17 protein-coding genes, 1 other RNA gene and 1 pseudogene are annotated in these 24,327 nt (G+C 40.8%); 7 read left to right on the plus strand and 12 right to left on the minus strand.

Going from position 1 to position 24,327, the window contains the following annotated elements:
• Positions 1 to 51: 51 nt before the first annotated feature.
• The 6 genes and pseudogenes from truA to fabB all read right to left on the minus strand — a co-directional run bounded on the left by truA (position 52) and on the right by fabB (position 8,998).
• Positions 52 to 843, minus strand: a complete 792-nt coding sequence (truA, locus tag ACHSBP_RS10015) for a tRNA pseudouridine(38-40) synthase TruA (RefSeq protein WP_100913774.1) — start codon at positions 841 to 843, stop codon at positions 52 to 54.
• 100 nt (positions 844 to 943) lie between these two features.
• Positions 944 to 1,420, minus strand: coding sequence for a FimV/HubP family polar landmark protein (locus ACHSBP_RS10020; RefSeq protein WP_395388779.1), 477 nt, complete (start codon positions 1,418 to 1,420; stop codon positions 944 to 946).
• Between the two features lie 3,405 nt (positions 1,421 to 4,825).
• A pseudogene (locus ACHSBP_RS10025) lies at positions 4,826 to 5,200 on the minus strand (FimV/HubP family polar landmark protein); the annotation flags it as partial.
• Positions 5,201 to 5,521: 321 nt separating this feature from the next.
• Entirely contained in the window at positions 5,522 to 6,538 is a 1,017-nt protein-coding gene (locus tag ACHSBP_RS10030) for an aspartate-semialdehyde dehydrogenase (RefSeq protein ID WP_395388750.1), read from the minus strand.
• A 1-nt stretch (position 6,539) separates the two neighbouring features.
• Positions 6,540 to 7,667 (minus strand): 4-phosphoerythronate dehydrogenase, encoded by a 1,128-nt coding sequence (locus tag ACHSBP_RS10035; protein WP_010559654.1) that lies wholly within the window; start codon positions 7,665 to 7,667, stop codon positions 6,540 to 6,542.
• 116 nt (positions 7,668 to 7,783) lie between these two features.
• A complete protein-coding gene (fabB, locus tag ACHSBP_RS10040; RefSeq protein WP_010559653.1) occupies positions 7,784 to 8,998 on the minus strand; it encodes a beta-ketoacyl-ACP synthase I in 1,215 nt (404 codons plus the stop codon).
• A 207-nt stretch (positions 8,999 to 9,205) separates the two neighbouring features.
• Here fabB and mnmC point away from each other — a divergent pair, with 207 nt between their 5' ends.
• Positions 9,206 to 11,188: a bifunctional tRNA (5-methylaminomethyl-2-thiouridine)(34)-methyltransferase MnmD/FAD-dependent 5-carboxymethylaminomethyl-2-thiouridine(34) oxidoreductase MnmC gene (gene mnmC / locus ACHSBP_RS10045; protein ID WP_010559652.1), complete on the plus strand. Its 1,983-nt coding sequence runs from the start codon at positions 9,206 to 9,208 to the stop codon at positions 11,186 to 11,188.
• A gap of 65 nt (positions 11,189 to 11,253) precedes the next feature.
• On the opposite strand, the gene ACHSBP_RS10050 is transcribed toward mnmC, so the two are convergent.
• On the minus strand, positions 11,254 to 14,052 hold the full coding sequence (locus ACHSBP_RS10050; protein ID WP_395388752.1) for a collagenase: 2,799 nt from the start codon (positions 14,050 to 14,052) through the stop codon (positions 11,254 to 11,256).
• Positions 14,053 to 14,424: 372 nt separating this feature from the next.
• Here ACHSBP_RS10050 and ACHSBP_RS10055 point away from each other — a divergent pair, with 372 nt between their 5' ends.
• Positions 14,425 to 14,844, plus strand: coding sequence for a CBS domain-containing protein (locus tag ACHSBP_RS10055; protein WP_105171747.1), 420 nt, complete (start codon positions 14,425 to 14,427; stop codon positions 14,842 to 14,844).
• A gap of 29 nt (positions 14,845 to 14,873) precedes the next feature.
• Positions 14,874 to 15,203 carry a hypothetical protein gene (locus ACHSBP_RS10060; protein WP_395388754.1) on the plus strand — a complete coding sequence of 110 codons (330 nt, stop codon included), beginning with the start codon at positions 14,874 to 14,876 and terminating at the stop codon, positions 15,201 to 15,203.
• A gap of 53 nt (positions 15,204 to 15,256) precedes the next feature.
• Here the strand turns inward: ACHSBP_RS10060 and ACHSBP_RS10065 are convergent, their stop codons facing one another.
• Complete coding sequence (locus ACHSBP_RS10065; protein WP_084616552.1) at positions 15,257 to 16,093, minus strand: OmpA family protein; 837 nt, start codon at positions 16,091 to 16,093, stop codon at positions 15,257 to 15,259.
• A gap of 228 nt (positions 16,094 to 16,321) precedes the next feature.
• On the opposite strand from ACHSBP_RS10065, the gene rnt reads away from it, so the two are divergent.
• Positions 16,322 to 16,981 (plus strand): ribonuclease T, encoded by a 660-nt coding sequence (rnt, locus tag ACHSBP_RS10070; RefSeq protein WP_010559647.1) that lies wholly within the window; start codon positions 16,322 to 16,324, stop codon positions 16,979 to 16,981.
• 84 nt (positions 16,982 to 17,065) lie between these two features.
• Here the strand turns inward: rnt and ACHSBP_RS10075 are convergent, their stop codons facing one another.
• Positions 17,066 to 18,364, minus strand: coding sequence for a hypothetical protein (locus ACHSBP_RS10075; protein WP_395388756.1), 1,299 nt, complete (start codon positions 18,362 to 18,364; stop codon positions 17,066 to 17,068).
• Between the two features lie 216 nt (positions 18,365 to 18,580).
• Between ACHSBP_RS10075 and ssrA the strand changes: the two genes are divergently transcribed.
• From ssrA to ACHSBP_RS10090, 3 genes are all read left to right on the plus strand, one after another.
• Positions 18,581 to 18,936: a transfer-messenger RNA gene (gene ssrA, locus ACHSBP_RS10080) on the plus strand.
• Between the two features lie 81 nt (positions 18,937 to 19,017).
• Positions 19,018 to 20,190: an acyltransferase family protein gene (locus ACHSBP_RS10085; RefSeq protein ID WP_395388758.1), complete on the plus strand. Its 1,173-nt coding sequence runs from the start codon at positions 19,018 to 19,020 to the stop codon at positions 20,188 to 20,190.
• A gap of 349 nt (positions 20,191 to 20,539) precedes the next feature.
• Positions 20,540 to 21,706 carry a hypothetical protein gene (locus ACHSBP_RS10090; RefSeq protein ID WP_395388760.1) on the plus strand — a complete coding sequence of 389 codons (1,167 nt, stop codon included), beginning with the start codon at positions 20,540 to 20,542 and terminating at the stop codon, positions 21,704 to 21,706.
• A gap of 92 nt (positions 21,707 to 21,798) precedes the next feature.
• Here ACHSBP_RS10090 and ACHSBP_RS10095 read toward each other — a convergent pair whose 3' ends face one another.
• The 3 genes from ACHSBP_RS10095 to ACHSBP_RS10105 are packed head-to-tail and all read right to left on the minus strand — an operon-like array spanning position 21,799 to position 24,256.
• Entirely contained in the window at positions 21,799 to 22,002 is a 204-nt protein-coding gene (locus tag ACHSBP_RS10095) for a DUF1272 domain-containing protein (RefSeq protein ID WP_395388763.1), read from the minus strand.
• Positions 22,002 to 23,249 carry a peptidase S41 gene (locus ACHSBP_RS10100; protein ID WP_395388764.1) on the minus strand — a complete coding sequence of 416 codons (1,248 nt, stop codon included), beginning with the start codon at positions 23,247 to 23,249 and terminating at the stop codon, positions 22,002 to 22,004. The genes ACHSBP_RS10095 and ACHSBP_RS10100 overlap by 1 nt, the downstream gene beginning before the upstream one ends.
• Positions 23,246 to 24,256: a GlxA family transcriptional regulator gene (locus ACHSBP_RS10105; protein WP_395388765.1), complete on the minus strand. Its 1,011-nt coding sequence runs from the start codon at positions 24,254 to 24,256 to the stop codon at positions 23,246 to 23,248. The genes ACHSBP_RS10100 and ACHSBP_RS10105 overlap by 4 nt, the downstream gene beginning before the upstream one ends.
• Between the last annotated feature and the right edge of the window lie 71 nt (positions 24,257 to 24,327).

The raw sequence follows: 24,327 nt of genomic DNA on the forward strand, positions 1-24,327 counted from the left end.
TATAAAAAACTGGTCTAATATGTCGCTAAATTGTGTTAATTAATCGGTTTTTTATAAGCTATTTGGTAAAAATAGCGGCCCTGGATTCGATTTAGGTATTTCAAAATGTTCAGGATAATCCACTTCCACTAGATATAACCCACCAGGCTTTGCCGTTGCTGATGCCTGGGTGCGATCTTTAAGAGCTAATACTTGTTGCATCCACTCTGGTGGATACTTGCCTTGGCCAATATCAATTAAGCATCCGGCAATATTTCGTACCATGTGGTGAACGAACGCATTGGCTTTAATATCAATTACAATAAAGTCGTTATAACGTTCAACATTTAAATGCATAATGTTTCGAAACGGCGTTTTTGATTGACAATGCACAGCGCGCACCGATGTAAAGTCTTGCTCGCCCAACAAATAAGGCGCAGCTAACTGCATTTGTTTTACATCGAGTGGGTGGTGATAATGACTAAGACCCGAACGTAAAATGCCTGGTCGATAAGTACTGTTATATATAATGTAGCGATAGCGTCTTGCTGTTGCGCTATAACGCGCATGAAAGTCTTCACTTACTTGTTTTGCCCAGCGAATTGCAATGGCATCCGGTAAGTTGGCATTCACACCGAGCGTAAACGCCACCATGGCTCTATCAGCTGTGGTGTCAAAATGCACTACCTGCCCTGTTCCATGTACACCAGCATCGGTTCTACCCGCACAAGTCACTTCTATTTTTTCGTTACAGATCTTTGAAAGCGCGTTTTCGAGCTCTTCTTGTACACTGTTTACGTGTTGCTGGCGCTGCCAACCACTGTACTGAGAACCATCATATTCTACGCCTAGAGCGACTCGCATGAACACTATTCCATGAATTTGAAAAACCCTAATTATACCGAGAGCTTGTCTTGATACCAAGTATAAAAAAGCCCGCTATGCGGGCTTTTTCAAATTAAACTTAAGACAGTTGCTGTTTTAATGCAAGCGCTTCGTCTTGTACTTCAGGCGGGCCGTCTTTGATCACTTCGTCAATAACTTTCAGCGCACTTTCTGAATCGTTAATTTCAAGGTATGCGCGAGCAAGGTCTAGTTTTGCAGAAAAACCTTGGTTCTCGGTATCTACATCTAGTGAGTCTTCCCCTGCCAGTAAATCCTCAAAATCACCTAAACCAACGTCCATATCTACATTTTGATAAGGCTCATTATCGGCGTCTAAATCATCACTTTCGTCAAGCAGATCATCAATATCTAAATAATCTGATTCGGTAGTATCAATCTCTTCTACTTCAAACGGTTCCGCTTCTGACTTTTCATCAAGTAAAGAATCAAAATCTAATTCAAAATCTTTCTGAGATTCACTAGAAATAGGCTCAGGCTCTGCTAATTCATTCAACAAGCTGTCAAAATCAGTACTCTCTAACTCATCGATTAGCATATCATTGCTATTGTCTAGGTCGCTACCTAACAAATCATCATCAAGTAAGTCGTCATTTTCTGATTCTGTCGCTGATAAATCTTCTGTTGTAATAACTTCATCATTAATTGCTTGCGCTTGTTCTATTTCTGGTAACGGTTGCTCGTTATCAAATACTGGCGCATCAAGCTCTTCAAGCGCTTCATCCAGTTCAAGCTCTGGGTATTCATCAAGCGTTTGACTTGGTGTATCAGCGCGTAATTGCTCGTCACTCTCAAATTGCTCAGACAGACGCTCATCTTCAGCGCCAAGATCGACATCAATTGCTAATGGATCATCACCAAAATCAACATTTTCTTCAGATAAAATGCTGTCGTCGATGCCAATATCAAGCGTGTCATTAAGATCATTCTCTAATTCATCGTCATTTAACGATTCACCATCAGGAAAAGCCATATCTTCAAGCAATTGCTCTGGCTCAAGCGTATCCGTTGCCTCATCACTTTCTACTGATTCATTCTGCTCAGCTATTTCAAGTGGCTCATCAAGCGCATCTAATAATGCATCGTCACCATCAAGTGCATCGAGTAACGCTTCATCTGCTGTTTGCACGTCAGATGCAGATTCATCAAGCATCGATAAATCATGCTCGACCGTTTGCTCAGTTAAATTATCGAAGTTGTTAGCATCAATATCTGTTAAATCAGACTCAAGTGCCTCAATATCTTCTGAGGCTGTTATTTGTGGCTCAATTGCATCAAGCTCATCGAACTCGTCTAGCGCCTCTTCATTAGATACAGGTAAATCATCTAACGACTCTTCTACTGGCTCGTCTAATTCTTCAGAGATGATTTCGTCTTCAAGGGCGGCTGCTTCACCGTTTACATCATCAACATCAATTTCAGCGATATCTGCATCATTAGACGCTTCATCAGATTCAAGCGCTTCTGGCTCAATCACATCAAGTTCATCTAATTCATCTAGCGCACCTTCACTTGATGCAAGTGTGTCATCCAACGAGTCTTCGAGGGAGTTATCTAACGACTCTTCGAGTGAATCATATAGTGATTCTTCTAGTGACTCGTCTAACTCTTCAGAGATTATTTCGTCTTCAAGAGCAACTGCTTCATCGTTGACTTCATCAACATCAATTTCAGCGATATCAGCTTCACTAGACGCTTCATCAGATTCAAGCGCTTCTGGCTCAATCGCATCAAGTTCATCTAATTGCTCTAGCGTCTCTTCATTTGATGCAAATGAATCATCTAGTGACTCTTCGACTGACTCATCTAATTCTTCAGAGATTATTTCGTCTTCAAGGGCGACAGCTTCATCGTTTACATCATCAACATCAATTTCAGCGATATCAGCTTCACTAGACGCTTCATCAGATTCAAGCGCTTCTGGCGCAATTGCATCAAGCTCATCTAGCGCCTCTTCATTAGATACAGGTGAATCATCTAACGACTCTTCTACTGACTCATCTAATTCTTCAGAGGTTATTTCGTCTTCAAGGGCAGCTTCAACATTAATGTCGTCAACATCAATTTCATCGATATCGGCATTACTAGACGCTTCATCAAGTTCAAACGCTTCTAATTCTTCCGCTTCTGACGCAATCGTATCAAGTTCATCTAATTCATCTAGCGCATCTTCACTTGATGCAAGTGTGTCATCCAACGAGTCTTCGAGTGAATCATCTAGTGATTCTTCTACTGGCTCGTCTAACGCTTCAGAGCTGATTTCATCTTCAAGGGAAGCTGCTTCAACGTTTACATCATCAACATCAATTTCAGTATCATTTGACTCTGTCGCATCTAATTCAGACTCTGATTCTACACTTTGTTCAATTAGCTCATCGATGTCATCAAGTGCCGATCCGTTATCACTTTCAGCTGTCTGCTCTAATAAGGCATCAATATCATCATCTGACTCAGTAGCTTCTGTCGACTGCGCAGCTTCATCTAACAATGCGTCAATATCATCAACATCGCTTGTCTCAACTTCAGCTGCTTGTTCCTCTAATGTGTCAACAGAAATATCATCTGAATCGAGCGAATCTTCAAGTTCATTTTCTGATGTGTCTGTATTTGCAATAGCTTCTGCAGCGGCTTGTTGCGCAGCTAGACGTTCTGCGTCTGAGTTAGCCTCTTCGATTAATGCATCAAGATTGGTTAGGTCAGTATCATCAGCCTCAACCTCATTGATCATCGCATCAATATCATCCATATCTAATTGGATTTCAGGTTCTTTCTCTTCTTCGCTTTCAGTTACTTCAGACTCTAGTTCATCATTACTTAGCTCATCCATAATAGCATCGACATCAGCTACATCAGGCTCTTCCTGACTGAGCGGCTCTTGCTCTTCTGGAATATCTAGTTCAATTTCACTATCGCTTTCTGCTATTTCGTCAATCGCCACATCATCGCTATCAGCGCCTGTGTCAAAATCTTGCGCTAGAATCGCATCAATATCGTCAGCATCTGCTAATTCGTCGTCTGCGCTATCATTATTTAAATCTGGCACGAGGTCATCTGAATCACTTTCATCTAGCAAATCATCATCAAGTGCATCACCTAGTAGACCGTCAAGCTCATCTTGATCTAGCAGCGAGTTAGTTTCTTCGAGCGCAGGCTCTTCATCTTCGTAGAGCAAGTCTTCAGGTTCGCCCAATGTATCGTCTAGATCATCATCAAGTGCAACAACATCATCGTCTAGTGCATCGTCAAAGCTTTGATCAAGCACATCATCAAATGGGTCGTCTAATCCTTGGTCTAAACCTGAACTTAAATCATCGTCTACTGTGTTATCTGCCAGAACGTCATCTAACCCATCGCTTAAATCATCATCTAACGTATCGTTTACGATAGGGTCTGGTACCTTTGACATTGGTGTATCAAAAATAGGTTCTTCAGGTTCAACTTTATTTGCACGCGATTTAAACCAATAAATTGCGCCGCCAACAATTAAAAACCCAGGAATAAGTGCAAGCACGACTAACAGCAGTGGGTTATTTGTCAAATTTTGTAAACTAAATGATTCTGCCTCAGCCTTGGCCTTGGCTTCTTGTTCTGCAAGAATGCGATGCTGGTCAGCAAGTAGCGCTTTTAATTCGTCTAGTGTTTGTCTATCGCTGTCTAATTGACCGCGAATATGCTCAAGTTCAGTTGATAAGCTGGTAACTTGCTTTTTCAGGTTTTCATTTTCGTTAAGAATTGCCTCAACGTTATCAACCGATGATTTAAATTCGTCTTTAAGCTGCTCTAACTTCTCATTTTGTGCTTCTTTTGCCTGCTTAATTTCGTCACTTAGTTCTTTTTTAGCAACGATTACATCTTCTTTTTTCGCCTGCTCTGCTTGCTTTGCAACAACGTCGATTTCGGTTTGAGTAAGTTCGCCTTTAACCTTTTTATCCCAAAGTTTGTCATCTAGCTCTGAACGCTCTTGGGCAAAGCCTGCATTAATGCTTCGGATCTCGCGCATTGATGGCATTGCTAAATAAGCGCCAGGGCGCAAGTGATTAATATTATTATCGAGGAAAGAATTGGGGTTTTTCTGATAAATCGCTTGCATTACCTGATAAATCGTAACCGAGTTATCAGGTCTTAATTTAGTTGCGATACGCCATAGCGTGTCTGAATCGCGAATTGGTCCATAACGTTTCCCCTGTTCACCGATATCTACGTTTTTCGGTCCGCGGATGCGAGTGCTGTCGGCAAAAAGGTCGAATGATAGGGTCGATGCACCTAGCAACACTGCCGAAAATAAAATTATCGCTTTTGAAGAAAAGAAGCTGCGCATGGGTTTCCTTTAATATTAACTCTGAGAAGTTTATATGTTCTTGAACACGGTGCTCGAACATCAAACTTATGCAAAGTTTGCACCATTTTTATAGTTTCCTAGCTGTAACATCTTAAAATAGTGCGACTCTTTTTATAATTTTCAGCGTAAAACTATAAACCAGAAAACACTGAATATCCATTAATTAGCATTAGTAAAGTAACTGGCGGGATTACATTATCTCAGTATTTGAACATGCCGCTTTAAACTGAAACTCAATAAGTTACGAATAATGCCAAACAATTACGGTGGTATAATTGTTTGGCATCAAAGAAATGACAATTATAGGTATTGTTCGATTAACAACTCTGCGATTTGTACACTATTTGTTGCCGCACCTTTACGTGTGTTATCAGATACAACCCACAAATTTAATCCATGTGGATGGCTAATATCTTGACGTACACGGCCAACATATACCGCGTCATTGCCGCTCGCATCTGTCACCGGTGTTGGGTAGTCTTGCTCGTCTTCGATATATTCTACGCCTGGCGCATCGTTTAACAACTGCTTCACATGTTCAACATCTACCGGCATACGCGTTTCTAAGTGAATCGCTTCTGCATGACCATAAAATACAGGTACGCGCACAGCCGTTGGGTTAACCATTACACTGCTATCGCCGAATATTTTCTGCGTTTCCCACACCATTTTCATCTCTTCACGGGTGTAGCCATTATCTTCAAACGAATCAATTTGTGGGATCACATTAAACGCGATTTGCTTAGGAAATACGTCGTTTTCAAGTGGACGCGCATTCATTAGGTTTGCTGTTTGTTTTGCTAACTCATCAACCGCTTTTTTACCACCACCTGAAACAGACTGATAAGTAGTTACGTTAATACGATCAATACCATAGGCATCATAAATCGGCTTTAGTGCCACCATCATTTGAATAGTTGAACAGTTCGGGTTAGCAATAATATTGCGATTTCTAAAGTCACTCAGTGCTTCAGGGTTAACCTCAGGCACAACTAACGGCACATCGTAGTCGTAACGAAAATGTGAGGTATTGTCGATAACCACACACCCTGCTTCTGCTGCAATTGGCGCATATTTTTCCGAAACGCTGCTACCCGCTGAGAACAGGGCAATATGGGCATTAGCAAAATCGAAGGTCTCAACATCAATCACTTCAATGTCTTCGCCTGCAAACTTAATATCTTCGCCTGCACTGCGCTCTGATGCCAATAAATACAGCGTATCAATTGGAAACTTACGCTCTTCTAGTGTTTCGATAATTTGACGGCCTACTAGGCCCGTTGCACCTAAAACGGCAACATTGAATTTTTGTGACATGTTATTCCTCAATCACGTTAAAGCCCAGTTGGCTTAAACGTTTTGCATTTGCAGTTGAACTGCATTTTACCGTTAAAGTGCTAAATTCGCGACGTCCCGGATAGTTTTTTCTTAAACTATCGAATCCTTCACTATTTAAGCCGTTTTTTAATAAGCCATAATCGCGGCGCGCATCATACACGCTATGCACTAACTGACAAATATTTGCATCGCTAAACGTTGTGCCTAAATGTACCGCCATAAACTCAGGTTGAGGGAGAAAATCTGCCATTTTGTGCGTTGTTGGTTTACCGAGTTGCTGACAAACTGCTTGATACAACATATCCGTTCCACCAGCTTTACCCTCAAGGCTGTGACCGGCAATATGCACTGAGCCAATACGTGTGTATGGCAGTAAGGCTTGTTCAATATTCGGCTCATTCTCCCAGACATCCAACACTAACGATAATCCACCGCCCGCTTGCATAAAGTTGAGCAATGCGGAGTTATCAATGACATCACCGCGACATGAGTTCACCACAATCGCATTTGATTTTAACTTGGCTAAATTGCCTTGGTTAAGTAAATGTTTTGTTTTATGAATGCCTTCTTTTACTAATGGCACATGAAAGCTCAAGATATCAGCTTTCTCAATCACTGTATCAAGTGACACACCTTCGCTTAGCTCGCCGGCAGCTTGCTTTGGCGGATCGCACAAAAGTAACTTACAGCCCAAAGCTTCAAGTTTAACCGCAAGGCGGCTACCAATATTGCCTACCCCAATAATACCGACCGTTTTATCACGTAAGCTAAAATCATCTTCTTGCGCAAGCGCGAGTAGGCTTGATATGACATACTCGGCCACAGCCGTTGCATTGCAACCCGGTGCGCTGGAAAACGCGATACCTTTTTGCTGTAACAGCGTTTGATCAACGTGATCAGTGCCTATAGTTGCAGTGCCAACAAATTTCAGTTTGTTTGCATGCGCTAATAAATTGGCATCAACTTTGGTAATTGAACGTACCAATAGAATATCAGTATCAATAAGTTGTTGGGGATCTAGCTCACGACCGGCAAATCGAGTGATTTCACCGAATTCTGAAAAAAACTCTTCGACCAAAGGCATATTTTGGTCTGCAAGAATGCGCATACTTGTCCTATTAAGGCAAACGGGTGATACGCTATTTTAACGGGAATAAAAAAGCCACTCAATCACTTAAGTGGCTTTTCTTAGATTCATTTAGCGATAACTAAAACGTTCGCTAATTAACCCTTGTATTTTTGCATTACAAGCGTTGCGTTTGTGCCGCCAAAACCGAAGCTGTTTGACATCACAGTGTTAAGCTCGGTTTCACGCGCTTCTTTTACGATATCTAAACCTTCAGCTTGCTCATCTAATTCATCGATGTTGATAGATGGTGCAACAAAGTTATTTTGTAGCATTAGAATTGAGTAAATCGCTTCGTGTACACCAGCGGCGCCCAGAGCGTGACCTGTCATTGCTTTTGTCGCACTGATTGCAGGTGATTTACCACCAAACACTTCTTGAATTGCGCCAAGCTCTTTTACATCACCTACCGGTGTTGATGTACCGTGCGTGTTTAGGTAATCCACTTCACCTTCAACCGTTGCAAGCGCCTGTTGCATACAACGAACTGCTCCTTCACCTGATGGTGCAACCATGTCGTAACCGTCTGACGTTGCGCCGTAACCTACTATTTCACCGTAGATTTTCGCACCACGCGCAAGCGCGTGCTCTAATTCTTCAACAACAACGATACCGCCACCACCAGAAATAACAAAACCATCACGATTTGCGTCATAAGTACGTGAAGCAAGCTCTGGTGTTTCATTATACTTCGTTGATAATGCACCCATCGCGTCAAATTCCATTGCTAATGTCCAGTGAAGTTCTTCACCGCCACCAGCAAAAATAACATCTTGTTTGCCTAACTGGATTTGCTCAACCGCGTTACCAATACAGTGTGCTGACGTTGCACATGCTGAACTGATTGAGTAGTTAACACCTTTAATTTTAAACGGTGTTGCTAAACATGCTGACGTAGTTGATGCCATAGTACGCGGTACCATGTATGGACCTACGCGCTTAACACCTTTTTCACGAAGAATATCAGCAGCTTCAACTTGATACTTAGATGAACCACCACCTGAACCTACAATAATGCCCGTACGCGGGTTAGAAACTTGCTCTTCATTTAGGCCAGCATCTTCAATTGCTTGTTGCATTGAGATATATGAATACGCTGCTGCGTCACCCATAAAACGGAATGCTTTACGATCAACATGCTCTTTCGGGTCAAGATCAATGCTACCGCTCACATTTGAACGTAATTTTAAATCTGCAAACTCTTGATTGAATGTGATGCCTGAACGGCCTGCTTTTAATGATTCAAGTACTTCTTCTTGATTATTACCGATACTTGAAACAATACCGATACCCGTAATTACGGCTCTTTTCATGGATAAACCTTTTCTACAAAGATAATTGTGCTCTATTCTACGTGTTATTTACAAAAAACTGGTCTAATCTCAGCGTACACGTGTTTCGAATTTACAGTATTTTAACTTTAACTGCTAAATAAATAAGACTTAATTGTTCTAAATCAAGTTTAACCGCCCCCCTATATCTCGTACAATAGCGCTACGTTAAGTTTGTTTTAAATAATTATGATCCGCCACGCAAAAATTGAGTTTAATGAATCAGGCACACCGGTCGCACAAGACTTCGATGATGTGTATTTTTCGAACGATAACGGCTTGTTAGAGTCAGATTATGTGTTTTTTCAACAAAACAATATTGCTTCGCGTTGGCAACATCATCCTAGAAGGCACTTTGTTATTGCTGAAACGGGGTTTGGTACAGGGCTAAATTTTTTAAACACCTGGCAGCGGTTTAACCAAGATAGCGACAAATCAGTTGAACAACTGCATTTTATTAGCTTTGAAAAATTCCCGCTTGAACAATCAGCGCTGCAACAAGCGCTTGCTGCTTGGCCAGAGTTAACAAGCTTAAGTGAGCAACTTGTCGCAAGTTATCCAACTGCCATTGCAGGCTGTCATCGTTTAGAGTTTGATCAAGGTCGCGTTATATTGGATTTGTGGTTTGGCGATATTCAAGACACCCTGCCACAGCTTTGTTACGGTGAAAACGGCATTGTCGATGCCTGGTACCTTGATGGTTTTGCCCCCAGTAAAAACCCTGATATGTGGCAACAGTCGTTATTTGATGGCATGGCCAACCTGGGGCGTAGCGACTGTACCTTTGCCACTTTTACCGCCGCCGGCTTTGTACGCCGAGGCCTTGCCGATGCGGGCTTTAGCGTAAAAAAAGTAAAAGGTTACGGCCGTAAACGTGAAATGGTGGTTGGCACATTAGAAAAAGCAAATCAAAGCAGTACACAACCAGCCTATTTTGAGCGTAGCACGCAATCACTTGAAAAAGTTGCGATTATTGGCGGCGGCATTGCCACTGCAACCTTAGCTTACAGCTTTGCAAAACGGGGCATAGCTTGCGATATTTTTTGTAAAGATGATGCACTCGCAAAAGGTGCGTCGCATAATCACCAAGGCGCTGTTTACCCAAATCTACAAGCTGATTTTAATGCCATAAGCGAGTTTTTTGCTCATAGCTTTTATTATGCTAAACGTGTTTATCAGCAAATACATGATGATGGCTATCACTATCCACACGATTGGTGCGGTGTACTATTACATGGCATCAGCGACAGTAAAGTAGAGATTCAACAACGTCTTATAGAAAAAAGCGCGTGGCCAAGTTCTTTAATTCGCGGTGTATCAGCACAACAAGCAAACGATATTGCCGGTTTTGAGGCTAACTTTTCTGGCTTATTTATTAGTGAAGCTGGCTGGGTAAAACCACCGGCATTAGTAAACGCTATTTTCGCTGCGAGTAATAGTTATACATCACATAATATCGTTTTTAACACCGAAATTAGCGATATTGTAAAAACACAAAATGGCTATCAACTTATTGATTCAAACAATCAAAGTGTTGGAGAGTTTAGCCAAGTGTTCATCACCTGCGGTGAGTTAACTACCCGTTTTTCACAAACCCAAGTACTGCCATTTAGCCCTGTACGTGGTCAAGTTACCCGCGTTATGGCAAACGGCTTATCGCAAAAACTAAAAACCGTGCTGTGTCATAAAGGGTATTTCACTCCCCAGTTAGATAACACTCACTGTATGGGCGCAACGTTCGAAAAACATAGTATGAGTCGAGAGATTAGTAGTAGCGACAACTTAATTAATTTAAATCAATTGCGCTCGTTTTATCCCGAGCAGTTGGGGATCACCGAAGAATCAATACTCGATGCTAAAGCCGCTATTCGCTGCACAACTCCAGATCATCAACCAATCGTTGGTGAAGTTCCCGATGAAGACACATTGTTAAACAACTTTGCGCCACTGAGAAACGGCAAACATTACGACTTTGCAACTAATGCTAACCCAAATAACGGTTTATTTGTGTTTTCCGGCTTAGGTGCGCGCGGGCTATGTACAGCGCCACTCGCTGCGGAGATGTTAGTAGCGGCACTTTGTGACGAACCATTGCCTGTGCCAACCCATATCAGTGAAATGCTACATCCTAATCGCTTTATTGTGCGCGATTTAAAACGCAACAAGCGATAAAAAAACGATAAAAAAAGCCGCATAGTTTGCACTATGCGGCTTTTTTGAGAGTTAATTTCGGGAAATTAACGACAACCAGGCGTATTAAAGTCGACAACAATCGACGCACCACTTGCAGTACCTGAGACTTTTACATAACCCCAATACTCGCTTTGGTTGGTGATGTAAATACACTCACCATTACCCACATTTTGTGATGATGCATCTACACTACCAGCACTTGGCCAACCGCCATTACGATATTCTAGATTAATGTCACCAGAACCATTTGACGTAGTAATAGCTACACTTGTTGCACCACTTACATCCGCAATGCTTAACCAAATTGGTTCTTGTTCCGCAAGACACATTACATCGCCATCGTATAAACGACCGCCACCACTTGGGCCCTCTGTTGCACATGCATTTGGTACATTAAAACCACCGCCACTTTGTACTGTGTAGTTAGCTTTTAGTTGTGTATCAAAATTAGCATAGCCGTAAACCATTACGTGATAAGTGCCTGCTTGTGGCTGTGCGATAGTACAACGCTCACTATTACCGCCAACATATGGACGACAGTCATAGCTTTCCATTGTTGGTGCATCACCAAACTTCACATATAAGTCACCATCACCCGAACCACCATTTAAAGTAATTTCTAAATCACTGGCGTTTGCAGGTACGTTTACAACAAAGCGTTTCTCATCGCCGGTGTTACCCGTTACCTGCTGCGCTACGCCGTTTTGTAGCTCATTACCAACTGGTGGCTGTGTACCTGTCACTGTTGCTGTAGTTGACACGCTAGCACTTGCACCTTCTGAATCAGTCACAGTAAGTGTTACTGCATAGTCTGCCGCGGTTGCGTAACTGTGGCTTGGGTTAGCTTCTGAACTTGTTGTGCCATCGCCAAAGTCCCAGCTGTATGACGCGATACTTGATTCTTCATCATAAGAGCCATTGCTCGTAAACGAAATTAACTCGCCCACTTCGCCACTGTATGGACCATTAATTACCGCCACAGGTGCTTTATTTTGTGGTGGGTTTGTATCACCGTTAGCAAGTGCTTGTGTCCACTGCGTAAACTCAGCATCATAGTTTGTTGCCCAAGTATTGATACGTGATTTATACCCTGCCCAATCACCTGAACGTGTTGACGCTAACATTTGGTTTAGTTCATCGCGATGATTTTCGAACATAAAGCGAACTGCCAAGTAACCCCAACGGTAAATACGATCTTGGTCAAAACCATCGTATGTTGTTTCAAATACCGTACCTAAGCTGTAAGTCGAACCATCTTTAATGGTATCAATTGCCGCAGGGTTATCGTTTTCGTTTGCAATGTACTCTGCAACACCTTCGCTCCACCACACAATTGCTTCTGTTGGTGCGTTAAAGCCGCCGTACAAATCAAAACGACCATCAAGATAATGTACATACTCGTGCTCTAAGTTCCATACAAAGTGGTCGGCATTCGCATAGCTTGCTTCATACGCAACAAAGTTTGGAATGTTACCCGGTGTTGATGGGTTACCTTCTAAGTACATACCACCGTTATTAGTGTTAATACCAAAAATAACACCCGCATATTTACCGTAGTCGTCACTTGAGTCAAAAATATTCACTTGTAGCTGGCTATTCACGTCGTCAGCAACCGGTGTATTATTGGTTTGCAATTGACCATGGAAGTACGTTTCTTCATAACCCATTTTGCTACACGCTGCTTGATGCTGCGCACTCGTCATATTTTGTGAACGAATTTTAATGGTGCTGCTACAGGTGTACGTTTGTGATAACACTTGTGATTCAAGTTGCTCTTCAAATCCACAAATATTATAAGTATCACAGCTGCCGTGGTAACCCGCTGTATCTGCCGCACCTAACCATACCGAATCGCCATACCCATACATTTGATAATCAGAGAAAATGCGATTTAACGCTGCATCAACAGCTGTTTGAATAGTACCTGGGTATTGTTTTAATCGACCTAATTCACGTGCTGCATTTGCAATCATAAATTCAGCATCAGAGTCGATCATATACGTGCTTGTTGTAAACTTCGCAAGTGCACTTACCAAATCATTCGCTGAACCCACTTTATTTTTAAATTCAGTATTCCATTGCCCACGGAATAAAATTGTAAATACGCCGTTTACCGCACTACGCATATTCCACTTGCCTGCGTAACTTGCATTCCAACGGTTTAGCCATTCAACAACCACTGGTAAATACACATCTTGCTGCTCAGAGCTATCCATTGTGATAAGTACTTCTGAAAGTGTCTTACCGTGCGCATCATTGTCATCGTAAAAATGGCTATTGTTCACGAATGCGTCAATGGCATTCTTAACAGCTGGTTTCACCCAAGACGCAAACGTTACTTGGTCGTTATAAAACTCCACATAATAACCGGCACGCAGATACAAAAATAATGCCTCGATATCGTTATCACCACCGCCTTGATAGCTATCGGCAAGGTTTTTAACGTGATTCGCTACTGCGTACATATTATTTGAATCGTACGCCGCAACTTGAATGTTACTCGCTGCACCAAATAGTTCATTAACGCAAGTTGTACCCTGCGATTTAATTTCGCTAATTAGCTGGGTTGAGTTACTAGTTGCTAGGGCATTCACATCACACGTTGCCGCAGCGGCTTGCTGCATACTTTGTGATTTAAGCGTATGAATACGTTTGTGCGCGTGTTCGAAAGTGTGCGTTGATTGTTGAGTGGTTACCGCAGTAGGCGCGTTGTCCATGCGCTTAGACTCAACACCATGATGGTGAACCTTAGGTTGATTTTGCGAAATAGGCGCGCTGGCTGCAAACGCACTTTGACCATAACTTAATGTGGCAAGCACTAACGCCAATTTTGTAAGTTTCATTGTTTATTTCCAATTGTTGTTGTCATAATTTTTCGATAAAACCAGTATCGAGTTTCGTTGCTGAACGACATATTGAATCGATAAAACATGGATTCAATATACTGTATACAATATATTAACTTTTGTTCTAAATATAGGGGCAAACTAACAGTTTTTTTGATAATGTATATTTTTCAATTGGTTATATTGTAAAAATGCGAAAATTGTATTAGAAAATCACGCTATATTTGCAATAGTTACTTTGAGATGTCGTGCTGGCAGGTTTAATTGCGCTAGAAACAACAGTTATTCGGGCTTACATTGCCCTAGCGCAAAGCGACAAAACAAATAAACGCTAAACTAAATATTAAGTTCACTAATAAGTTAATGGTTATGACAAAAACAATTGCAGAGTTAATGACGTGTGACGTGCTATCAATTGAACTAGACAATACGATGGCTGATGTTCACCAAATGATGAAAGATCATAATATTCGCCATATTCCTGTTTTAGAAAATGGCCTTTTTTACGGTATGGTGACACAAAAAAGTGTGCTTGCTAAAACCATGTATTTGCTAGACAAATACGGCGTAAATGCGTTAAATAGAAGGGAAAAGCAAGTACCTGTTTCAGAGCTAGTGGATAAAGACGTGGTTTTCGCCAACGCGACAATGCCATTGACCGAAGCGGCACGCTTTTTCTTAAATAATCGGCACGGATGTTTGCCTGTCGTAGACGACAACAACCAGTTGCAAGGAATAGTTACCTCATCCGATTTCGTTAGACTATCCTTAACACTATTAGAAAGTTAACCCACAAATGGGTGATCAGGAGTGATAAAATGAAGAAGTTATGTTGCAGTATCGCACTGGGCGTTTTAATGAGCTTTAGCTTTGCGGCGCAAGCAAATATTGATGACGTACCCCTTCCGAACGATTTTCAAGTACGTATGGCACTTGAAGACGATTACCCTATGATCATCTCCGGTTTTGTAAAACAAGACTTAGATTCAGTAATGGCGTTTTATCGCAACACCTTAGGTGAGCCAGAAACTATCACAGAGGATATTGGCCGCTACACTTATTTTTATACGCTATCGGGTAAACGCGTTAAGATTGGTTTTTACCAGCAAGAAAGTTGGTGTGAAGTAAGTATTATGATGACGAAATAACTTCGTCATCATAATTTAGAAACCGTTTTAACAGACTTATCTGCTAAAGACCGCTATACCTTTTCTATTTGAATAACTACCCGACGGTTTTTGCCACGGCCAATAATGGTGTTATTGGTTGCAACATGGCGTTTTTCGCCAAACCCTTGCGTAACAATTTTCTCTGCTGCTATGCCCTTTTCAGTCATGTAGCTTTTAATTGCATCGGCACGCTTTTCAGAAAGTTGTTGGTTAATATAGCGACCACCGTATGAATCGGTATAGGCATTAATTACCACCGAATCAATATTAGGATCGTTCTCCAAATATAACCCTATTTTCTCTAAACGCTTTTTCGAATCGCGCGTTAACTCGCTGCTATTCGACTCATATCGCATCACTGTATACGCAATATCATCAAAGCTAAATGGCAATAGCGCATCGCGACACTCTAAAAAGCTTAAGTAATTACGACGAAAATTAACCGACGACAATTCAACTTTGATCTTGTCTTGGCTGTTATGCCAATCCTGATAATAAAACGTAGGGACATTACCTTTTTCAAGTTCGGTTAGCAGTAACCAAGATGCTTTTGAATCTAGCTCTGTGTCAAACTGCTTCAACAAATTAGCATCAAATAAGCTACGCGCAGGATTACCCGCTTTCCAAATAGGTGGCACTGACAGCACATCAGCAACATCGTACCCTTCTGGCTTAATAAGCATATCTAAGGTGAAATGCAGCGGTTTATCTTTACTCGCAGTCGCTAAAAACCGCGCCTTACCAAAGCGCGGAATATTATGTTCTAACTGACAACTTAAACGTGATGCTTCAGGGGTATTCCAAATTGCATTGCTTTCAGCTGCGCCGTAACTACGTAGCGCCGCATTGGCAGAAAACACAGCACCCATCGACAGACCAACGAACAAACACTGTACTTGCTTTTTTACTCGCACTGAGGTCTCCTAAATCTGATAAACGCTTGGTTAAATTAAAACACCGCTGCAACAAGCAACACCCTATTAAAATTTAAGCAATAAATATACCTAAATCAAACGTCCTTGCGTAATATTTTACTGGTCAGCAACAACCTAATTTTGACATAATACGCGGCCTTAATAAGCACTGAAAGTAAGTATATGTCTCAAGCTGAAGCACCAACAACTTTATTTGCCAAGCGTTTTCGCGGTTTCTTTCCTGTAGTTATCGACGTCGAGACCGCAGGCTTTAATAATAAAACCGATGCATTGTTAGAAATTGCTGTCAGCCTACTAAAAATGGACGATTCAGGCGAACTAAGTATCGACAAAACAGTGCATTTTCACGTAGAACCGTTTGAGGGTGCCAATATTGAGCAATCAGCTATCGAATTTAATGGCATTGACCCATTTTCGCCCTTGCGTGGCGCGGTAAAAGAAGACGAAGCAATAAAAGAAATCTGTAAAGCTGTGCGCAAAGCACAAAAAGCAGCAGGTTGTCAGCGCAGTGTTGTAGTAGCGCATAATGCGGCCTTTGATCACGGCTTCTTAAATGCCGCAATTGAGCGCAATAATATTAAGCGCACACCGTTTCACCCATTTGTGAGTTTTGATACAACCACCCTGGCTGGCTTAGCAGTTGGTCAAACAGTGCTTGCAAAAGCATGTCGCGCCGCAGGCATTGAATTCGATAACAGCCAAGCCCACAGTGCTCTGTACGACACCGAGCGCACCGCCGAGCTTTATTGTTACATCGTAAATAAATGGCAAGCCTTAGGAGGCTGGCCAATGCCAAACGATTCTGAGCAATTAGGTGAGTAACGGCGGGGTTTATTACCACCGTTACTTTTAATACATGGGTTTATGCACTAAGCAGCTTTTGGCTGCGCGTGCTAAGTGACACGTTTAGTTCTTCGATTGCGCTGAAATAATGCTTTTCAGCGTGTCATGTGCTTTTTCATTGTTAAATAAGATGTCTTGTAACGCGTGTTTTAGCGAGTCAGATAATTCGGCTCTTTCAATAAACTCATACACATCTTCTACCGAATAACTTTGCCCTTCGCTTACGTTCATAATTTCAAGCCAAAGCTCAAAAGCATTTTTATTCAACGCGTTAGCTAACACTTCAAAAAATACCCGACCACAAGGATAACTTGCACCAATTGATGGCGTTGACTCCAGATGTGAAAGCGCATTTTGTTTAACCCCTTCTAAACACTCTTTTTGTTGCAGCTGTAAAAAGTACTCGAAATGCGATTGTGGCATTAAACCTGAATATACCATTGCGCGATAGGCAAAAAAGTCAGCAGAGCCTTCGTACAGCCAAATCGGTGTACCATCTGATGGTTGCCAAAAATGCGCATTCCAAAGGTGTAACGCTTCATGTGCTAGGGTTAAATAAATTGTTCGTTGGTATTTACTCGGGTGCAGCACTGCATCTTGCCCTGATATCTCAAACATAATTTGATTTGATAGTGCGCTACCCAAAAAACCAATGTATGGCGCATTGCTATTAGCGTTAATCAAAAATGTAACGTCGCGGTTTAAAGGGGAATTAAACTGTTGGCTAAAATAACCCATAAATTTAGCGCTATTTTGCTCAAGCTGCACTTTAAACTCATTTGGCAAATTTGGCTCAATAACGAAAGAAACACCATGATTAGAGGCATTTGACGGTGAAGTTAGACTAACAAACTGCGCTAAATTCAACGACGATATGTTATTAATGGTGAGCGTTCGCTGATTTTGCTCATTTTTCATATTTGCTGTTATATTAAATGTCACGCTTAGCGCATCGCGTGTTATTAATTCGTCCGCTACTTTCAATGAATGCGGCACGAAATAGTCAGCATAAAACGCGCCGTTGTTAGAAAAGTTAATAAACGGCGCATTAAATCTAAGTTCACTCACATCAAAACCATCGGATACTTCAAGCATTAATATGTCATTAAGATTCGTTAGCTGAATTGTACTGTCATCTTTAACCACCGCTTTGCCTTTAAGCGCAAAATGGTTAGTCAGAAAATGAGGTGGTAAGTGAGAAAAATCTAACGTTTGAGTAAATTTAGGCAATTGATAACTTACTTGCCACACGTTGCTGCCAATCTGTTTTTCAACATTAATCGACAGCGCTACTTTACTCTGTGCAACTGCGTTCATCGCGATACACATCAAACATATTATTATTGTTTTACTGGCACTCATTGAAAACCTCCATTATTTCAATCAGCTGCATTGTATAGCGCTAGGCAATATTAACAAGTAAGCAATCCCTGCCAACTCACTTTCAAATCAATATTCGTTTAAATTTAAAGCGATTAAACCATTAAAATACGGTTAATTGTGCTTTGCCCTTGTTTAACATAAAAACTAAGCGTTATAATCGTGCCAACTGAGTATGATTCAGATGAAACAAATTCAGGGGCTGATTAGGATTCGACGGGATTCATGAAGCCTAAGGTGCATGTCGAGGTGCGGCTGGCCTCGTAAAAAAGCCGTATTTAAAGTAATCGCAAACGACGATTCTTACGCTCTAGCGGCTTAATTCCCGCTAGCACTTCACTCAAGTATGCTTGTGGACTGAGATTCGAAGTGTCACCCTACACAAGATCGCTACGGAAACCCTGGCCGGGGTTGAAGGGCTAAATTGAAGCGGCCTCGCCTTTACTTATCGTGTTCGTCCGAGATTTAAAGGTTAACCAAAAGACGATACTAAACATGTAGGACCGAAGGTCGACGCTTTTCGGACGGGGGTTCAAATCCCCCCAGCTCCACCAATAGCACAGACAAAGCCGCTTTTTAGCGGCTTTTCTTTATCTGAAATTAATTATAAATCAATAGATTAAACACGGAATGTTATGGTTACTAACAAACTTCTTGCTGTTGAGAGTATTAGGGGCATTGCCTGCCTAATTGTTGTATTTTCGCACCTTTCTTTGACATTTTTTCCAATATTACACTCCGGAAATACTGACTTTAAGTTATACCCCATTCAAAGCTATTTATACGATTTACCATTTGGATTTTTATATTCTGGGTTATCCGCTGTTTTTGTATTTTTCGTGCTCAGTGGTTTCATTCTTACAAAAGTATTAACTGATAACTATTCAGATACAAGATTAAAAAAAGCATGCTTAAAAAGGTATCCAAGGCTTATGTTGCCTGCTTTGCTATCATGCGTGTTGGCATACTTGGTAATTTCTTCATTTGAAATGAATCATCCAAGTTTAACTGATTGGATTAATAATTTCGGTAACTTTGACGGTTCACTATTAGGTGCTTTTTATAATGGTGCTATAGATGTGTTTTTTTTATCAGGTAAAAGCCTATACAACCCTGTTTTATGGACTATGAAAATTGAATTAATCGGTTCTTTCCTAGTGTTTCTGCTTATATACCTGTTCAACAAATTCAATAAGTCATATTTCTCAATTTTACTATTATTTGTTATCTTAATTTTGACAGTCACTAAGATGCTCAACCCATTATTAGGGCTAGGGCTGGCAGGGTTTATAATTGGCTTTATCTTCTGTATCCACGGCAGTATTATCAATTTCAAATATTCAATACTGCTTCTAATCACAGGCTTATATCTTGCGGGAGCTCATAACGATAGTTCTTCCTATTTTATATTCACACAAATTATTGGCGGAAAAACTTATAACCTATGTAACTTTATTTCAGGTATTTTAATCGTTTACGCTATTTTATTTAATAATGAGCTAAATAATTTCTTTTCTGGCAAAGTTGGCGTTTTTCTTGGAAAAATTTCGTTTTCTATATACCTAATTCATTTACCTATTTTGTATGTTCTTGGCGTATATTTTTTCTCATACATTTACGCTGTATCAGAAAACTATACCCTAGCATCAATTTTAGCTTCAATTGTAACAATTACAGTTTCAATTATATTGGCCATCCCATTTCATAAATTTGTTGATAAAAAAGCTATGTCGTTTAGTAATTGGGTTGCCAATAGAAACAGTAATTTAAATAAAGATTCATTTAAAGCTAGCAAAGAATCTATGTAACACTAACAAAATAAAACGAAGAAAGAGTCATTTAATAATAAAAACTTAAGGGGTTAGTTTAGATGACCCCAACATATAAAAAGCCTGTGCATTGCACAGGCTTTTTTGTTTTTTATGGCTTTTTAAACACAAGTCTGATTTCCGTAATATATTGGCAATATCATTTGGCTTTAGCGATGCTAAGTAAATGTTATTACGCCCATACACAAACTAGCACTATATAAAGTTTGATTATTATTTATTTTGTATAACAAACACTTTTGCTGTTTTATATGTCTGTGGTAGCATTTCTGTTCCTATAATAAAAACTAAATTATTTGCTGTTCAAAGCAATAAAAAGGATGTTTATATGCCGATAGATACGGAAGCGGCACCACTTGCCGGCCACCCTTTAATAGGAATTGAAGTTGAAGGTGTTGGCACTATTTCTTCTCAATGGAATAACGAAGACATTATTCAAGCAGCTAATTTTCACGATGTATTTAAACGTACCCCCTTGGTACGTTCGCGAAGTTATGCAAATTTTAGAGGTGTTTATATAACACCTGAAGACTCGGATAATTTTGGTAAATCAAGTCCTGCAGAGCTGGTTTCTAAACCCCATAGAATTAATGATCTTAATTTACTGCGATTACGCAACTCAGTGTGGAAAGCATTGGGTCCTCGCGGAGTCAGAACAGGCCAAAATACCTTTAATTATGGCGGCACACGCACTACAGATAACCGCTGGGGTAAATTTCGCCCCAGCAGTATTGGTGGTAGCCTACAAACCACTGTGGGTGTTGGGGTACATCGTTTGCTAAGCAACAATGCTAATCGCCGAGAAAACTGTATAAAAATGCTCGTAGGAGATAGAAGAAAGCAGCGAATAGTCATCGCGATTGCAGAAGCCGCAGTTACCGCTCAACAGGAATTATTTGCAGCAGGTGCAGCACTTTGGCACCACCGCAATATACCTCAAATTCAGGTTGAGGGATTGCGTTTATCGCTATTTTTAGCCTTTATCAATGTAGTACTGACCCACTCAAACCGGTTAGGTGGCGGCGGTAGTGGCTGGGCAAAAGATGCTTTAGGCGCAAACTTTAAAGGCTACTCTTCTTTTATCGGCACAGGCACCAATAACAGCGATGGTATTTTAAAGTTAGGTGCTCGCGCCATGACTTATAACGACTCTGATTTGGTCGGCAGAATCAGAACAGTGCGAGGTAACGGCACAATCACACAAGCAATTAACGATCATGTAAATAACACAAATAACCAATTGTTATCGTTAATCGGTCAAAGAGGTTTGTCTATTCAAACAGCAGTAGAACAATGGAATGCCATTCCTAATATTACTCACAATGGGCATCTTTATACTGTGGTTGAATGTCGTGAAAAAACTTCAAAGGTAAATATAAATATGTGCACTTTCCTTAACGCTGAAAAGAAGGACGTTCTGGAAACGAGTCGCTCTGGATTAAGCCACGCAAGAACATTCAGAACGTCTATTCGTAACCACTTAGGTCACCCTTAAATACTAAGTTGTGGTTTATCCGATAATTGCAATAGATAAACCACTTCTCCTTCTTTCAATACCACTTAGTTAACACGTTAGCGCGTTTAGTCTCAACTAATCAGATTCGGGTTTTTCTTTTTTTCATCCGCTAATCTCGGCTTAAAACTCCCACCGCAATTCGGGCATACGTTTAAAAGTACCTTTTCAACACATGTTTTACAAAACGTGCATTCATAACTGCATATCATTGCATCGGTTGATGTTGGCAAAAGAGCTTTGTTACAGCACTCGCAGTTTGGTTTAAGTTTTAACATTATTGCCCCTTATGTTGATTAATTAACTTAAGCACACCGAACAACACGGTATCTTTGCCGTTTTGATAGTCTTGCCAAGTTGGTGTTATTTGAATATCAGGATAGATGGCATCTGTTGGCTCTTTTGCAAAGGCGTAATAGCGCTTTGATAAACTCAGCTTTCGTTTTGAGTTAGGTAAAGTAAAACGATAACTTTCTGCATAATGATTTGGGTCGCCCCCAGTTGGCGTACCAACAATTTTTGCATTTAAAATCTGCTGATATTGCACCGTATTACTCATGGCCGCTGAAAATGTTTGGCTATCGGTTAGTACATAAACTCCGTGTTGCCAATCAAATTGGTCAAGGGGTAATAAGCAAGATGAAAATGCAAGACCAGTATAAAAATTACCTCCACCGTTTCCTCTAAAGTCAATCACTAAATACCGCGATTGCGCACTTTTGAGCTCTGTTTGTAACGCCGTACAACTATCAACAACCTGTTCAAATTTGGGGTATGATTTAAACGCAAAATAAGCGATGTTCTTTTTGTTAAAATAACTTAATCTAATGCCCGGCATCGCAATATCTGTATTTTGCAACTTCGGCGTTGTTATCGAAAAAGCTGAACTTAATTGGCCAAACTCCCCCATTGAAACAGGCAGTATCTCTTTTTCAATCGCTTGGCCATCGTGCCAAAACTCAAACTTTGTAGGCTGTCCCTCTTTTACAATATTTAATCCCAGTAACAACTTATGCAACGTTAGGTAATATTCAAAACTCACTTTTGCACTAAATTGGTTATCCACACCGGGTAATAGCGGCGAAACAATGTTAAATAGTTCGCTCACGCTTTTATCATTTATGGTTTTTAACTCTGTGCCTCGTAGCGATCGATAAGCGTTTGTTGTATCAACTACGCGCAATGTGCCTTCAAAAAATTTATAGCGAAACGGAAAATGCTGATGTGGTCCAGACATCATAAAGTAGTTACTATGGCCATCACCTAAAGCACCGGTTATTGCCATAAGGCGTGCTTCTAGCTCTACTTCACTGAGGTTCGCTAAATCATTTTTTAAGTCTCTAAGTCGCTTATTAAATTCAGTTTCTGACAAGGTATGGAAAGGGTTGATATGCTTTGTTTTAACTTCATTTTGATAAAAGTCGATATCTTCTAACCACAGTTTTTGCTGCTTTGTTGTTAAATTGGCTGCGTTTAAATTAAACGATGCAACAACCAGCATCGCTAAAATCAATCGTGCTCTCATTTCCCTTCTCCTAGCAGCACTGTGTTTTGAGTAAAGGTGTTATTGGTAATTGATGAAAAATGACGTGTGCCATTTAAATAATGGGAAGGCGACACACCAAACTGTTTGGTAAAGGCGCGGCGAAAACTATCGTAGTTATTAAAACCCAGCTTGCTTGAGATTAGTTGTAAATTGCTGTTTTCTTGAGATAACAAATCCCGTGCATGGTTGAGTTTTAGAGTACGAAAGTAGTGGCTCGGCGTGCAGTTAAGGTGCAACTTAAACAACCGCGTAAGCTGTCTTTCACTTAAACTGCAATACTCTGCCATGCGCGAAACCGAAATTGCATTATTAAGCTGTGTTGCTAGCCAGTCGATAAGTGGCGAAAGTTTTAAACTGTCACCCGATTGCAGCGCAAGCACATCGGAATATTGCTGCTGTGATCCTGCACGCTGTAAATATACCACCAAATCTTTCGCAACTTTTGCCGCCATACTGTTGCCGTAATCTTCACGAATAATCGCAAGGGCAAGATCCACACCCGATAACACGCCAGCTGATGACCAAATACTGTGGTCACGAATAAAGAGTGGCTCTGGTGTAACAATTTTATTGGGATGTTGCTTGGCTAAACTAGCTGCATGACGCCAATGGGTTGTCAGCGTTAACGCTTTATCTTGAAAGAGTTGGGCCAAAATAAAAGCGCCTGTGCAAATACTAAATACGCGCTTCGCTCTTAACGCTATTTTTTTGAGCGCTGCAAGTTCATTGTAACTAAGCGCAAGTGTACGCATGCCTGTGCCACCACAAATAATCAAATCATCCAGTTCAAAGTCATCTTCTAGCGTAAAGTCAACGCTCACTTTTTGATGATATGCCGTTTGTACGTCCTCACCATTTATGCCCAATAACTTACAATCGTAAGCACCGCGTTTAAAACTATTGGTTTCCATAAACGCTTCAAGCGGGCCAAATAAGTCGAGCGCCTGAAATCCATTTGCAATAAAGTAAACTTGTTTAATCGTCATGTGTGTACCTCCACGCGCTCATCATACCTCGCTTAAAATGTCATTTAATACATTAAAGCGACACAATCAGA

Source organism: Pseudoalteromonas sp. XMcav1-K, from assembly GCF_044005875.1.
GTDB classification, from domain to species: Bacteria; Pseudomonadota; Gammaproteobacteria; order Enterobacterales; family Alteromonadaceae; genus Pseudoalteromonas; species Pseudoalteromonas spongiae.